We start from the raw sequence: 14,266 nt of genomic DNA, 5'->3' as shown, positions 1-14,266 counted from the left end.
AACAGGGCTAAACATCTATGCCATTGCTGATCGATATAATTGCTATGAATGTTAAATTCTTATACAAAAGCCGATGTATTTAATCGTTTACCGGTCTTAGCTGTTTTAACTGCTTGAAAAACATGGAAAATGGTATGCAGTTTGCTATATTTATAGAAATCAAATCCCCTGAAATGAAAAAGTTTGTTCTAAGCCTTGTCGCGCTGTTATGCAGTGCACTAATGTTTGCACAGGAGCAGCAGCTGAGCCCTAAGGCTACCGCCAAAGGGAATAATGTTGAGGTCTCATACGGCCAGCCCTCAAAACGCGACCGCGTTATTTTCGGAGACGTGGTGCCCTATAACGAAGTATGGCGGGCGGGCGCTAATGAAGCAACAGAGGTGACCTTTAAAAAAGACGTTGACTTTGCCGGTAAGCGAATAAAAGCAGGCACTTACTCTTTGTTTGCCATACCTGGCGAAAAAGAATGGACCATTATTCTGAACAGTGAGCTGGGTATATGGGGCACAGAATATGAGCAAGCCAAGGCGAAGAACGTAGCAGAAGTTAAAGTGCCGGTTCATAAACTGGACAACGTGAAGGAAAAGCTCACCTATACAGTCGACAGCGGCCAGTTGAGCATAGAATGGGATAAGACTGGAGTGGATATACCACTTAAATTTTAAATAGGTCCCCTCATCGCTAGTTCTTACCGATTCGTCGCAATTGAGTTCAGCCGGAAAAAATGACAAATTATCTTTGGCTAAGCTTCTGAAAAGAAGAGCATAGGAGTAAACATAGGTAAACGGCAATCGCAGCATGTTTTTAGCATGCTGCGATTTTTTTTTGCCTTAAACTCTTACAACTAAGCGTCGGTACGGCTACCACCACGTACTATGGCTGCAAACAGCAGAATGAATACGGCAACACCAACTATCCAAACCCATGGATTAGTATACCATGTAGTAGTCTCTGTACGGGTCACATTCACGTCAACACCTGATCCTGATGGTGTTTCCTGTGCCATTGCATAAACGGTTGATAACATAGCCAGGACAAACATCACAACCACATTCTTTATCTTCTCAAGGCTTTTCATAATAAAAATTTTACTTGTTAATGATTCAATACACATTGTCCTTACAACAACACCTATCAAGGAAAAAAATGATGCCATTCAAGCCCAACAGCAACGGCAGAGCCTGAATTGATTGTTAATTTTAGGGGGTACCACAGATAGTGCGTTATTTTGCACCATGAGAATCATTCCCGGTGAGATAAAAACGGCGCAACTGCACAGCTATCTGCTTGGCTCAGTAGCGCCCCGTCCTATTTGCTTTGCCAGTACCGTTGACGAGAACGGCTTTCCCAATCTTTCGCCTTTCAGTTTTTTTAACGTTTTCGGCAGCAAGCCGCCGATCCTGATATTCTCCCCAGCTCGTCGCGTCCGCGACAATACCATTAAACATACGCTGGAGAACATTTATGCGACTAAAGAGGTGGTGATCAATGTGGTGAGTTATTCTATGGTACAACAAGCCAGCTTAACCAGTTGCGAATACCCAAAAGGTGTTAACGAATTTGAGAAGGCAGGGTTTACGCCTCTGGCCTCCGAAATGGTGCGCCCTTTCCGCGTAAAGGAATCGCCGGTTCAGATGGAGTGTAAAGTGAAACAAGTGATAGAGACGGGTCATGAGGGCGGAGCCGGCAACCTTATCATCTGCGAACTGGTGTGTATGCACGTGGACGACAGCGTGCTGGATGAGACCGGTAAGATCGATCCACACAAAATAGACCTCGTAGCACGGATGGGTGCCGATTATTACTGCAGGGCTTCGGGAAATTCTGTGTTTGAAGTGCCCAAACCGAACATCCAGTTAGGTATAGGGATAGATGCATTGCCAATTAATATCCGTAATAGCAATGTGTTAACAGGTAACGATCTTGGACTGCTGGGCAATTACACCGCAATACCAGAGAAAACTGCCATAAATGATGATCGTTTGCAAAATATATTGAAAAATAACGATGCGAAAACGATTGAAGCGCAAAAAATACTGCACGTTTACGCCAAAGAGCTGCTGGACGCGGGACAGGTGGAAAAAGCCTGGCAGATCCTGTTGGCTGACCGATAAAACCATTTGTTAACCGTTGGTTAACGAGTTGCAAACGCACCGTTAAGGTCTTCTAAAAATTTTGCTGCCAGTTTTTTACGCACTAATCTTGAGGTGTCAAAGCAATTATGGTTGTGGCGACAACTCAAACAAAGTTTGAGGTACAAACTAGCTCTCTCTTATCCCTTATATGTGAAGGACCCTTTCCAGGGTCCTTATTTTTTTATTGGCAATGTGTATAAATCGGCGGCTGAAAATTGTGCGGCCTGCGGCAAAAATGGGTTCTTTGTAAAAGAATTGCAGGGTTGTGAAGCTTCGATTTCAAAAAGAACTGATAGAAGCCGGTTGTGACGAAGCCGGACGTGGTTGCCTTGCGGGCCCTGTGTTTGCTGCTGCAGTTATCCTCCCCCAGCGATTTTCTCACCCGTTGTTAAATGACAGTAAACAGCTCACCGCTGAAGAGCGTAACAAGTTGCGTCCCATTATCGAGCGCAAAGCTGTTGCCTGGGCTGTTGCTATGGTCGATCATGAAGAGATAGATCGCATTAATATTCTGAAAGCCTCGTTCAAAGCCATGCATATAGCTGTGGACCAGCTTACAACCCGACCTGGATTACTGCTGATCGATGGAAATAGGTTCACACCATATTTTGGCATCCTGCACCACTGTATAGTGCAAGGCGATGCTATCTATTCATCCATAGCAGCTGCCAGTATCCTTGCCAAGACTCACCGCGACGAGTATATGCAGAAGCTGCACTTGGAACACCCGCAATACGGCTGGAACGAGAATAAAGGATATGGTACTCCGTTCCATCGCGAACAGCTAAGGATACATGGCGAATCACCATTTCATCGCAAGTCTTTTAAATGGAATAAGGAAGCGCTGGCTGAAGAGCTCTTAGAGGAAGAATCAGATTAGAGGCAGATTGATCTCGAAAATGCTTCCTTGTGGCTCATTATCTTTCACAGCTATCTTTCCCCGGTGCTGCTGCACTATTCTCGCCGTAAGGTAAAGCCCCAGACCCGTGCCTTTTGTTTTGCGGGTTTCTTCGTTGCCTACGCGGTAAAACTTGTTAAAAATCTTATTCTTCTCTTTATCGGCAATGCCCACACCCTGATCTATCACCTGCAGCGTCGCCATGTTGCTGGTTGTTGTCAGCTGAACCGAGATCACCTTATCGTCAGGCGTATATTTTACAGCGTTCTCCAGCAGATTATTTACTGCCATGTTCAGGAGCACTTTATCTCCGTTCATCTCTGCTTTGAAGATGGGTCCTTCTTCAAACCTGCCGGGGTAGCGCACCATGTATTCTTCCAGCGCATGCTCTACCAGCAACGACAGATCCATTTTCTCTTTTGCCTGACGGTATTGCTTGCCTTCCATTTGCGAGGCGATGAGCATGTTGTCGCAAAGATCGTTCAGCCTGTTGGCCTCATGTATGCAGCGCGCTACCAGCTGGTTCTTTTTTTCTTCATCCAGCTTATGGCGCTCCAGGGTCTGCAGATTGAGTTTCATTGCAGCAATGGGCGACTTCAGCTCGTGCGTCACCGAAAGCATGAAGTTGTTTTGCTGACGGGAGAGTCGTACGCTCCTTCTGAAGGAAGAATACACCACCAGAGCGCCGATGATGATCACAGCAAAGAACGTGGAGCCTTCGCCTATGTATTGGCTTTTTCTTCTTGCCTTTTTCGATTCGAGATCGTCAAGCCTGGATTGGTAAGCAAGTGGATTTCGCGTACTGTCTATGTGCTCTGCAAGGTTTTGTTTCTCCATCTCAAAGATGAGCTTGCTTTGTCTCTGAAGGCTCAGCCCCCAGAATACGAGAGCAGCAACGATGTAGACAAGCAGCAGGGTATAGACAGTAGTAAAGAAACGCATAGTTTATTGCTGTGCATTTTGGCCGCGGGTGCCTTTCTTTTCTATCCGCAAGCCTATTTGTAATACTTCCGGCAACGGGTTAACGCGCATATTTTGCTCAAACTGCATTTCGTAAGTACCCGGTTTGTTGAATACCATCGGGGCACCATCCCTCGTCATTGGCAGGCGTTGTTCCCATATCTCGCCCATCCCTTTACCAAGCCACTTACCGCTGGGCTCAGCCAGTGGTATCTCTATCCGCGACCGTGTCGCGACTGAATCGCCCGGTTGTTTGGTGTATACCCACATCCAGATGTTTGAGAACGGATACGCTTCGGTATGCCTGATGATGAAATAGAGGTTGTAAGTAGATGTGGTATCAGTGATCTCAAACTTGAATTTAGGCTTGAACTGGTAAGTCCACTCGTTGCGGGGTATGGTTTGATCCTTCTGGTAGTACGGAGAAGGAATACAACCTGCAAACATCAATGCAGCACAAAAAGCGATCGAAACTAAAAAACGGTGGACCATTGATGGAATACTTAAAAACCGCAACAAATATATCACTATAGCTTAAAGAATGTTGAGCACCTGCTCTTTGGCCTTTTCCAGCTCGTCTTTCATATTAATAACTATCTGCTGGATACCGGCGTGGTTGGCCTTGGCGCCCAGTGTATTTATCTCTCGCCCTATCTCCTGCAGGATAAAGCCCAGGATTTTTCCTTTTGAAATACCTTCTTTCTCTACAGTAGTATGGAAGTACTGGCAGTGCTGTGCCAAACGCGTTTTTTCTTCCGAAAAGTCCATACGCTCCAGGTAGTAGATCATTTCCTGCTCAAAACGGTTGGCATCTATGTTGTCTTTACCCACCATTTCCGTCATCGATTGGTTGATGCGTGCCCTTACCTTTTCCGTGCGTTCAGGTTCCAGTTTCAACACATCGCCCAGCAGGCTTTCGATTGTGCGGATGCGCCCGTGCAGGTCTTTATGCAGTACCTCGCCTTCGTTCTTGCGATGCTCCATCAAGTGCTGTGCAGCCTCTTCAATTACTTTTTTTATCTGCAGCCATTCAGCCTCAGGAACAACATCCTGTTCAGGTGCCACTACCTCTGGCATACGCATGAGAGTAGAAAGAACGTTCTCCTCAGAGATGTTGAGCTGTTTAGCGATTTGCTGCATACCCTGGTAATAGAAGGTAGCTAAGCCTGTATTAACGGCCATTGGTTTGGTAGCGCCTTCCTGCTTAATAGATATCGACAGATCTATGGTACCGCGCATCAAAGTAGCGTTCAGCATATTACGAACGTCGAGCTCATAGAGTCGGATAATAGGTGGCAGCTTGATAACGATCTCAAATTGTTTACCGTTCAGCGATTTCATTTCTACAACCACTTGCCTTCCACCTATTGTCGCTTCTGCCCTTCCGAAGCCGGTCATTGAATACAGCATATGCTATCTACTTTCGAACAAAGAAAGAACATTGGGCTTGTAATAGGAAAAATGCGCCACGGAATTTTTGCCACGTATGTAACATAAAATACTCTTAAAACTCCCTTTGCCGACTTCATTAGCCAGCGATTATTAGCTATTTTTGTCATTCTACAGTTTCTCACGTAAAACGAAAAGACGCATGCGAGTAATAGCGTTGGCTATCATCACTTTACTGTTTTCCCTAAAAACTATTGCGCAGCCGCAGCCAACCCGTGCTGACCTGGAGAAACGTCGGCAGTCTATCCTGGAGTCCATCAGGCAAACACAGGAGCAGCTCGAGGAGACCAAGAAGGATAAGAATGCCACTATGGGTCAGCTGCGTGCCTTGCAAAACAAGTTGACCGAACGCCAACGACTCATACGCAACATCAATGATGAGATCGGCCACATTAACAATAGCATCAGCAAGTCAAACCAGGAAGTAAGCAATTTGAAAGAGAACCTGGCTACACTCAAGATGCGCTATGCACAGTCGCTGAGGTATGCCTACATGACCCGCAGCTCTTATGACATGCTGGCTTTCCTGTTCTCGTCAAACGACTTCAACGAAGCGCTTCGCCGCATGCGCTACCTGAAAAAATACCGCGATTACCGCAAGCAGCAGGCCGATAAGATACGTGTCACACAGGGGGAGATCGTCCGGAAGATTGATGTGCTGAACTCTGAAAGGACGCAAAAAGACATGCTGCTCACCGCTGAGATGCAGCAAAAACAAGTGCTGCAGAAAGAGACCGATGAAACAAACGACGTAGTAAAAGAACTGAAAGGCCGCGAAAAAGAATTGGTAACCTCTATAGAGCGCGATAGGAAAGCTGCCCGCCAGCTGGATAGGGCAGTGGCAGATATCATTCGCCGCGAAATGGAACTGGCGCGCAAGAAAGCAGAAGAGGAGGCGCGTCGCAGAGCGGAAGAAGAGCGCAAACGCCAGGAAGAAGCAGCCCGCAGGGAAGCTCTTGCTCGCGGAGCTCCCGGCATCAAGGTTGGTCCGGGTGGAGCGAGCACTCCATCTACAACACCTTCAAGGCCATCAACAACGCCTTCAAAATCTCCAGTAGCTGTTAATACTACACCAGCCCCTAAACCGGCTGCCAGCTCTTACAGCTACAGCATGACACCAGAAGTAGCTGCGTTGTCTAACAGCTTTGAGGCTAATCGTGGCAAGCTGCCATGGCCGGTTGAAAAAGGATTTATCTCTGAAGGCTTTGGGAAACACCAGCACCCAGTTGCTGAAAAAGTAACAGTCGAGAACTATGGTGTAGACATACGTACCTCACCCGGATCAACGGCGAGGTCAGTGTTTGAAGGAACTGTAACTAAGGTGTTCTTTGTAGATGGGCTGAGCTGGAACGTACTAATCAACCATGGTAGGTATTATACGCTATACTCGCGTCTCACTAATGTAACTGTAAAGAAAGACCAACAGGTTCATACCAAGCAGGCTATTGGTACCGTAGGCGCCGATGACCAGGGTGAAACAATGATGAACTTCCAGATATGGAAGGACGGCAACAAGCTTGATCCCGCCGGCTGGATAGCACGATAAAACTTTAGATTAAAAAAAAAGCCCCGCAGTTGCGGGGCTTTTTTTTAATCTATCAGGATGTTTCCTGTCATTTCCTTAGGTATCGGTATGCCCATATAATGCAGCATGGTTGGCGCGAGGTCGCCAAGTTTGCCGGGCTTCACTGTTCCTTTATAATCGTTCGAAATAACGAACAGCGGCACCGGGTTCAGCGTGTGAGCTGTATTGGGCGAACCATCTTCATTAACAAGATAATCAGAGTTGCCGTGATCTGCAGTAAGGAACACTGCATAACCATGCTGCAACGCCAGCGGCACAATTCGCGACACGCAGTTGTCTACAGTTTCAGCGGCCTTGATAGCGGCTTCCCAAACACCTGTATGACCCACCATATCAGCATTGGCGAAGTTCAGACAGATGAAATCGGCGCTTTCTTTTTCTATTTCAGGGAGAATTTTTTCTGTTATCTCGTTAGCGCTCATCTCCGGTTTCAGGTCGTATGTAGGTACATCCTTAGGCGATGGTGCCATGATGCGGCGTTCACCCTGGAAGGGTTCTTCGCGACCGCCAGAGAAGAAGAACGTAACGTGCGGATATTTTTCCGTCTCGGCTATACGTATCTGCGTTTTCCCGTTCTCAGCCAGTACCTGCCCCATGATGTTGGTCAGGTTGTCGTTGGTGAAGACCACGCCTACGTTCTTATAAGTAGCATCGTATTCGGTCATGGTTACATAATGCAGGTTGAGCGGTTGCATATCGTAATCTGGAAACGCCTGTTGTGTCAGCGCAATAGTGATCTCACGGCACCTGTCTGTACGGAAGTTGAAGCAGATGACAACATCACCATCTTTAATTGTCGCCAGTGGTGAACCATTCTGATCAGTAATTATGATGGGCTTTATGAATTCGTCTGTGACACCCTCATCATACGATTCCTGGATGGCCTTCAGCGGATCGGTTGCTGCTTTTCCTGCTCCTTTGGTAAGTGCATCATACGCCAGCTTTACCCTTTCCCAACGTTTGTCTCGGTCCATCGCATAGTATCGACCACAAACTGAAGCTATTTTACAAGGAGTGTTTTGGATAGCCTCCTGTAGCTCGGCCAGGTAGCCATACCCGCTCTTTGGGTCGGTGTCACGCCCGTCCATAAATGCGTGAACGGCAACGTTTTGTATTCCCTTGTCAGTTGCCAGCTTGCACAGGGCTTTCAGGTGGTCGATGTGTGAATGCACGCCGCCATCGCTCACCAGCCCGATAAAATGCAGGGTCTTTCCGGCTTTAGCTGCCTCAAGTGCTGCTTTTATCGTAGCATTCGTTTCCAGCTCGCCCTCGCGGACGGCTACATTGATGCGCTGCAACTCCTGGTAAACAATACGGCCGGCACCAATATTCAGGTGGCCCACCTCTGAGTTCCCCATCTGGCCTTCGGGAAGTCCGACAGCCTCACCACAAGTGATGAGTTCCGTATTGGGGTATTTATTATATAAAGACTTTACAAATGGAACATTGGCGTTGGCAATAGCATCGGCAGACTTTACCTGCCCATGACCCCAGCCGTCCATTATTATAAGCATCGCTTTTTTCGACATGGCGCAAAATTAACTAACCTCGAAACAACTCAGCGGGAATAATACATCTCAGTATTAATCATTTAACTACGAGTTAATAATTCCTGCAGGTTATTTAATTGAGAAAAAATTGTTTTTAATCTTTGATTTATCCTTAACTTGTCAAAAGAAAGTTAAAAGCGGTGTAGTTTGGCAGGTTTTTTGATGTATAACTATTTGCTGTTTTGATTTGCCGATGAAGAAACTTTACAAAAGCGCGATTTTAATTACCATATTAACCTTTTTCCTCAACGCCGGTGCCAAAGCACAGGCTATTGAAGACGTGGTTAACTATGTAAGAAACGGAGATGTGCCTTCGATGTCGAAGTATTTCGATAATATTGTTACGATCACCATGAATAGCAACCAGTCTGCCTACAGCAAGACCCAGGCTGAAATGATCCTGAAAGACTTTTTCGCAAAAAATGTAGTGAAGGAATTCGTAGTAATGCAGAACGGTACAGCCCCAAACAACAACTCCCGCTACGCCATTGGTAACCTCAATACCTCAAACGGCACCTACCAGCTATATATATTATTAAAGATAAGTAAGGATAATACTACCTTCGTTCTTCACGAGATAAGATTTGAAAAGCCCCGATGACCGGGGCTTTTTTATTGTCTTCTATTGTACTATTCGCAGCTTCGCGAAATTCAGCATGATCTTCTTTTGTCCGTGTCCGCCATCGAACTGAATAGTAGCGATGCGGTTGTTGGCACCTCCTTCCAGCGAGGTAATAGTACCGAAACCAAATTTCTGGTGCTCGATCTTCATGCCCACCTCCATAGTCATTGGGTCATCGGCTTTGAAATCGACAGAAGGCGTGTGCGCACTCGTTGCAGGCTTTTGTAGTTTCTCAGCCAGTTTTTTCAATGATGGCATACGCTCGAACGACTGGTTCATCATATTGCCAAAGCCGCCAACTGAACCTTGCCCACCCCGGCTGCCAATGCCCGTAAACGTACGATCAAGGTAGGCGCTGGGTATTTCTTCAATAAAGCGACTGGGCTCATTCTGCACCAGGCTGCCGAAACGGTAACGGCTATTTGCGTAGGTAACCCAAAGTCTATCTTTTGCACGAGTGATCACAACATAAAACAGGCGACGCTCTTCCTCCAGATCAGCACGGTCATAAAGACTCATTGAGTTGGGGAAAAGGTTTTCCTCCAAACCGACTGCAAATACGCAGGGGAATTCTAGTCCCTTGGCCGCATGTATGGTCATCAGTTTCACCGCATCCGCATTCTCATCGTCGCTGGTATCTGCATCTGTCAGCAGCGTGATCTGTTGCAGGTAACTGCCCAGGCTTTTATCAACCAGTTCACCCTCTTCGTCAGGCGTCTCGGTAAATTCTTTTATCGAGTTGAGTAGCTCCTGCACGTTCTCATAACGCGCCAGGCCTTCTACCGATTTATCATTATACAGTTCCTGCACCAGGCCGGTATGTTTACCCACGGCAAAAGCCAGGTCGTAAGCATTACTTTTTTCCAGCATCACCTGGAAACTTTTGACCATGGTAACGAAATTCTCGATAGCCGATGCAGCGGCGCCTTTCAGCCCAGCTGCATCCGGGTAGTGGAGCATTTCCCAGAATGTTTTATCGTGCTGATTGGCAGCTATAAGTACTCTTTCGATGCTGGTTTTACCAATGCCCCTTGCCGGATAGTTGATGATGCGTTTCAGGTTCTCCTCGTCACGGGTATTCACTATCAGGCGCAAATAGGCCAGGAAATCCTTGATCTCTTTGCGTTGATAGAACGATACGCCACCAAACAGTTTATACGGAATGTTCATCCTGCGCAGGCTTTCTTCGAAAGAGCGGCTTTGCGCATTGGTGCGGTACAGGATCGCGAAGTCCTTATTATGATAATGGTTGCGCAGTTTCATCTCGGTGATGGCGTCTGCAATAAAGCGACCTTCATCATTATCCGTCAGCGTACGCACCAGGGTTATCTTTTCGCCCTCGCTGTTATCAGTCCACAGGTTTTTAGGTATCTGGTTCTGGTTGTTTGAGATGATCTGGTTGGCAACATTCAGGATCGCCTGCGTGCTGCGGTAGTTCTGTTCCAGCTTTATCACGTTCACATCATCATAGTCGTCCTGGAACTGCAGGATGTTCTGTACGGTAGCGCCTCGGAAGGAGTAGATACTCTGGGCATCGTCACCCACGATACAGATGTTCTCGTGCACAGCACCCAGCATTTTGATGATCTGGTACTGGGCTACGTTGGTATCCTGGTACTCATCGATCAATATATACTTAAAGCGGTGCTGGTATTTAGCCAGTACATCGGGGAAATGCGTCAGAATGATGTACATTTTGAACAGCAGGTCGTCGAAATCCATAGCGCCGTTCTTGAAACAACGCTTGGAATAGGCATCGTATATATCGCCCAGTAGCGGACGGTTACTGCGCGCATCTTCGGTCTGTATATGATGATCCTGTTTGTAGGTCGCCGGGTCTATCAGGCCGTTTTTGGCAGCCGATATCCTGTTATATATAAAAGAAGGCTTGTAGTGCTTATCGTCAAGGTTCATGTCGTTGACGATAGACTTGATCACCGACTTAGCATCGTCAGTGTCATATATAGTAAAGTTGTTCGGGTATCCCAGTTTGTTGGCTTCAGCCCTTAAAATGCGTGCGAACACCGAGTGGAAGGTGCCTATATATAAATTACGTGCTTCGGTATTACCTAGTATCTTCTCCACACGCTCTTTCATCTCAGCCGCCGCCTTATTGGTAAAGGTCAGCGCCAGTATGTTGAACGCATCTACACCATTGCGCATCAGGTGTGCGATGCGGGTAGTGAGCACTTTTGTTTTTCCGCTTCCTGCACCCGCAACGATCATCAACGGCCCGTCAATATGTTCTACAGCCTGTCGTTGCTGCTCATTTAAACCCTTCAGATAATCTTGCATAGTCTGCAAATCTACGTTATGGGCCTCAAAAAACAGGGTGGGGCAAAGGCTGTTAAAGAATTTAAAAATCATAATTTTTCATGGATCAGGAAAGTTGCAGGCGTTTAAATTTGCGGACGTACTTATATTTATCCATGCTCCGGTTTCAGCACATATCCCATCTTTTTGCGCTCGGCATATTGCCAGTGCTTTTGCTGCTTTTTATCTGGATGATCTACTGGCGGAAGAAACGCCTGCAGACACTGGGCGACGAGCGCCTGGTGAACGACCAGATAAGAGGCTTCATCCCTGGCCGTAATACAACCAGGTTTATATTGGCGGCTTTGGGCCTGGGTGCCATTATTGTGGGCTGGGCCAACCTGCAAATGGGTAGCGGGATGGAAAAAGTGCAGCGCAAAGGCGTAGATGTGGTGATAGCCCTGGACGTGAGCAAGAGCATGTTGGCGCAGGACATTCAACCTGATCGACTGACGCGCGCCAAACAACTGGTAATGCGAATGATAGACAAGATGCAGAACGACCGCGTGGCACTGATCGTATTTGCCGGGCGGGCATATTTGCAAGTACCGCTCACTATCGATTACGGCGCGATGAAGATGATGCTGCAAAACGTTAAGCCATCATTGGTACCTACACAGGGTACAGTTATCAGCGAAGCGGTAGACCTTGCAACGCAATCGTTCTCGCAAAAAGAAAAGAAGTACAAAACAATGATCATCATCTCAGACGGTGAAGACCATGATGAGCATGCAGCTGCCAAAGTAAAGCAAGCTTCTGAGACAGGCATCATCGTACACACCGTCGGCATCGGTTCTCCGCAGGGCACTACGCTATACGATCCTGAAACAAGGGCAGTAAAGCTGGATGAAAATGGCAACCCGGTTATCAGCAAGCTGAACGAGGAAGAGTTGCGTTCGATAGCTTCTGCCGGACGTGGTACTTACACACTGCTGAGCAATGCTGATGATGCCGCTGATAAACTGGTGGATGAAATAGATGGCATGGAACAGAAAAGCCTCGGCGCTATGGTATTCACCGATTACAATAGTTATTTCCAATGGTTCCTTGTGGCGGGGCTTATCTTATTATTTATCGAGTGGTTATTGCCGGGTTCTAATTTGAAGATGAAAACAAAGACGACATGAGAAAGCGGTTCATTATTCTGAATATAGTTTGCCTGTTGGCTACTTGCGCTGCTACCGCGCAGGTAAAAAAAGCAGTGCGAGAGGGTAACAAACTTTACGAACAGCAGAAGTATAAAGAAGCTGCTGCTGCCTACCAGCGTGCGCTACAGAAAGATCCTAATTATACACCGGGTATGTTCAACCTTGGCAACTCTCTGTACAAGCAAAAGCAGTTTGATGCTACCAGGAAAGCGATGACCGCTACGGCAAAGGTGGCCAAAGAACAACCAGTAAAATCTGCAGCGAATTATAATGTGGGTAATACCTACATGGAAGAACAGAAATGGCAGGAAGCAGTTGATGCTTACAAGCAGGCGTTGCGTACCAATCCTCAAGACGCTGATGCAAAATACAACCTGTCGTACGCCCTGGCTATGATGAAAAAGAATGGTGGCGGCGGCGGCGGTGGCAAAGACAAAAACAAACAGGATAAAAACGACAAAGGGAATAAAGACAAACAAGATCAGGATAAGAACGGCGATAAAAAAGACGAACAGGATAAACAGGACAAGAAGGATCAACAGCAGGATCAAAAAGATCAACAGGACAAAGAGCAAGACAAACAAGATAAACGTCCGCAACCACAACCGAGCAAACTATCAGAACAACAAGCAGAACAACTGCTGAATGCATTGCAACAGGAAGAAAAAAAGCTACAGGATAAAATGCAAAAAGGAAAAGCAACGCCTGTGAAAGTTGAAAAAGACTGGTAAGAATTTTCAAGAAGCAGAACGTTGTGATCACTCATTCAGTTTCGGTTGACTTGAAAAATCGTTTTCGGTTGTCAACAGTTTTTCAACATCTTTTAAAAAAAAGTTGAATTATTTTTTTTAGTAGAAGAAATTATTTTTAATATTGTGTTAGGATTGTACTTACTAACCCATCCTTTATAAGAGTCCGGCGTTTGAAAAAAGCGGCCGGACTTTTTCTTTTCTCTGGAAAGCCTTAACTGTTAAGTGTTTCAGCGGGTGAACGAAGTTGCTTATGTTGCACTACTACATTTTTTACAAGCCGTTCAATGTTCTTTCGCAATTCTCACCTGAAGGTGAAAAATCGACGCTCGCAGATTTTTTTAAAGAAATACCGAAAGATATTTACCCCGTCGGCAGACTTGATTATGACAGCGAAGGTCTGCTGCTTTTAACAAACGATAAGGCGCTTACACATCGATTACTCGATCCGAAGTTTGCACATCAGCGCACATACTGGGTACAGGTAGAAGGTGAAGTAACACAACAAGCTATCGAACAGTTGAGTAGCGGTGTGCTCATCAACATCAATGGCAAACAACACAAAACAAAACCTGCCATCGCGGAGTCTATAAAAGGCGAACCTGTGGTGCCCGAAAGAACCCCTCCTATCCGTTTCAGAAAAAACATTCCGACATCGTGGTTATCGCTTACGCTTACTGAAGGTAAGAACAGGCAGGTAAGAAGAATGACCGCAGCAGTTGGTTTCCCAACGCTCCGGTTGATCCGTTACAGCATAGGCCGTATCACTATTGGAGAATTACAACCGGGGCAATTCAAAAAGCTCGAACCACGCGAAAAAGACCAGCTATTTGTCAAAAACACGTAGCGCCGACGGT

At 46.5% G+C, this 14,266-nt stretch carries 14 protein-coding genes; 8 read left to right on the top strand and 6 right to left on the bottom strand.

All coding sequences use genetic code 11. From position 1 onward, the window contains the following. The first annotated feature begins 173 nt into the window (after positions 1–173). Positions 174–665 carry a DUF2911 domain-containing protein gene (locus tag P2W83_RS07610; protein ID WP_276133114.1) on the top strand — a complete coding sequence of 164 codons (492 nt, stop codon included), beginning with the start codon at positions 174–176 and terminating at the stop codon, positions 663–665. Between the two features lie 179 nt (positions 666–844). Here the strand turns inward: P2W83_RS07610 and P2W83_RS07605 are convergent, their stop codons facing one another. Then, positions 845–1,078 carry a hypothetical protein gene (locus tag P2W83_RS07605; protein WP_276133113.1) on the bottom strand — a complete coding sequence of 78 codons (234 nt, stop codon included), beginning with the start codon at positions 1,076–1,078 and terminating at the stop codon, positions 845–847. 157 nt (positions 1,079–1,235) lie between these two features. Here P2W83_RS07605 and P2W83_RS07600 point away from each other — a divergent pair, with 157 nt between their 5' ends. Together P2W83_RS07600 and P2W83_RS07595 are read left to right on the top strand one after the other, a co-directional pair. Next, entirely contained in the window at positions 1,236–2,114 is an 879-nt protein-coding gene (locus tag P2W83_RS07600) for a flavin reductase family protein (RefSeq protein WP_276133112.1), read from the top strand. A gap of 286 nt (positions 2,115–2,400) precedes the next feature. Continuing rightward, positions 2,401–3,015 carry a ribonuclease HII gene (locus P2W83_RS07595; protein ID WP_276133111.1) on the top strand — a complete coding sequence of 205 codons (615 nt, stop codon included), beginning with the start codon at positions 2,401–2,403 and terminating at the stop codon, positions 3,013–3,015. Here the strand turns inward: P2W83_RS07595 and P2W83_RS07590 are convergent. Genes P2W83_RS07590 through P2W83_RS07580 form a run of 3 tightly spaced genes read right to left on the bottom strand, consistent with a single transcriptional unit; the run spans position 3,007 to position 5,403 of the window. Beyond that, positions 3,007–3,975 carry a sensor histidine kinase gene (locus P2W83_RS07590; RefSeq protein WP_276133110.1) on the bottom strand — a complete coding sequence of 323 codons (969 nt, stop codon included), beginning with the start codon at positions 3,973–3,975 and terminating at the stop codon, positions 3,007–3,009. The two genes, P2W83_RS07595 and P2W83_RS07590, sit on opposite strands and share 9 nt — an antisense overlap. A gap of 3 nt (positions 3,976–3,978) precedes the next feature. Next, positions 3,979–4,485 (bottom strand): gliding motility lipoprotein GldH, encoded by a 507-nt coding sequence (locus tag P2W83_RS07585; RefSeq protein ID WP_276133109.1) that lies wholly within the window; start codon positions 4,483–4,485, stop codon positions 3,979–3,981. 42 nt (positions 4,486–4,527) lie between these two features. Next, positions 4,528–5,403 carry a YicC/YloC family endoribonuclease gene (locus P2W83_RS07580; protein WP_276133108.1) on the bottom strand — a complete coding sequence of 292 codons (876 nt, stop codon included), beginning with the start codon at positions 5,401–5,403 and terminating at the stop codon, positions 4,528–4,530. Positions 5,404–5,584: 181 nt separating this feature from the next. Between P2W83_RS07580 and P2W83_RS07575 the strand changes: the two genes are divergently transcribed. Beyond that, positions 5,585–6,988, top strand: a complete 1,404-nt coding sequence (locus P2W83_RS07575; RefSeq protein WP_276133107.1) for a murein hydrolase activator EnvC family protein — start codon at positions 5,585–5,587, stop codon at positions 6,986–6,988. A 44-nt stretch (positions 6,989–7,032) separates the two neighbouring features. Here P2W83_RS07575 and gpmI read toward each other — a convergent pair whose 3' ends face one another. Next, a complete protein-coding gene (gene gpmI, locus P2W83_RS07570) occupies positions 7,033–8,556 on the bottom strand; it encodes a 2,3-bisphosphoglycerate-independent phosphoglycerate mutase (RefSeq protein ID WP_276133106.1) in 1,524 nt (507 codons plus the stop codon). Positions 8,557–8,770: 214 nt separating this feature from the next. Here gpmI and P2W83_RS07565 point away from each other — a divergent pair, with 214 nt between their 5' ends. Then, on the top strand, positions 8,771–9,178 hold the full coding sequence (locus P2W83_RS07565) for a DUF4783 domain-containing protein (protein WP_276133105.1): 408 nt from the start codon (positions 8,771–8,773) through the stop codon (positions 9,176–9,178). A gap of 21 nt (positions 9,179–9,199) precedes the next feature. On the opposite strand, the gene P2W83_RS07560 is transcribed toward P2W83_RS07565, so the two are convergent. Further along, positions 9,200–11,494 carry an ATP-dependent helicase gene (locus P2W83_RS07560; RefSeq protein ID WP_276133104.1) on the bottom strand — a complete coding sequence of 765 codons (2,295 nt, stop codon included), beginning with the start codon at positions 11,492–11,494 and terminating at the stop codon, positions 9,200–9,202. Between the two features lie 134 nt (positions 11,495–11,628). Here P2W83_RS07560 and P2W83_RS07555 point away from each other — a divergent pair, with 134 nt between their 5' ends. The 3 genes from P2W83_RS07555 to P2W83_RS07545 all read left to right on the top strand — a co-directional run bounded on the left by P2W83_RS07555 (position 11,629) and on the right by P2W83_RS07545 (position 14,256). Continuing rightward, a complete protein-coding gene (locus P2W83_RS07555) occupies positions 11,629–12,639 on the top strand; it encodes a VWA domain-containing protein (RefSeq protein ID WP_276133103.1) in 1,011 nt (336 codons plus the stop codon). Continuing rightward, on the top strand, positions 12,636–13,391 hold the full coding sequence (locus P2W83_RS07550; RefSeq protein ID WP_276133102.1) for a tetratricopeptide repeat protein: 756 nt from the start codon (positions 12,636–12,638) through the stop codon (positions 13,389–13,391). The genes P2W83_RS07555 and P2W83_RS07550 overlap by 4 nt, the downstream gene beginning before the upstream one ends. Before the next feature lie 271 nt (positions 13,392–13,662). Continuing rightward, the gene (locus P2W83_RS07545; RefSeq protein ID WP_276133101.1) at positions 13,663–14,256 is read left to right on the top strand and encodes a pseudouridine synthase; all 594 of its coding nucleotides are present in this window, start codon (positions 13,663–13,665) and stop codon (positions 14,254–14,256) included. Positions 14,257–14,266 lie beyond the last annotated feature (10 nt).

Origin of the sequence: Polluticoccus soli (genome assembly GCF_029269745.1) — a bacterium.
Classification (GTDB): domain Bacteria; phylum Bacteroidota; class Bacteroidia; order Chitinophagales; family Chitinophagaceae; genus Polluticoccus; species Polluticoccus soli.
This window is presented reverse-complemented; position numbering and strand designations above follow the sequence as displayed.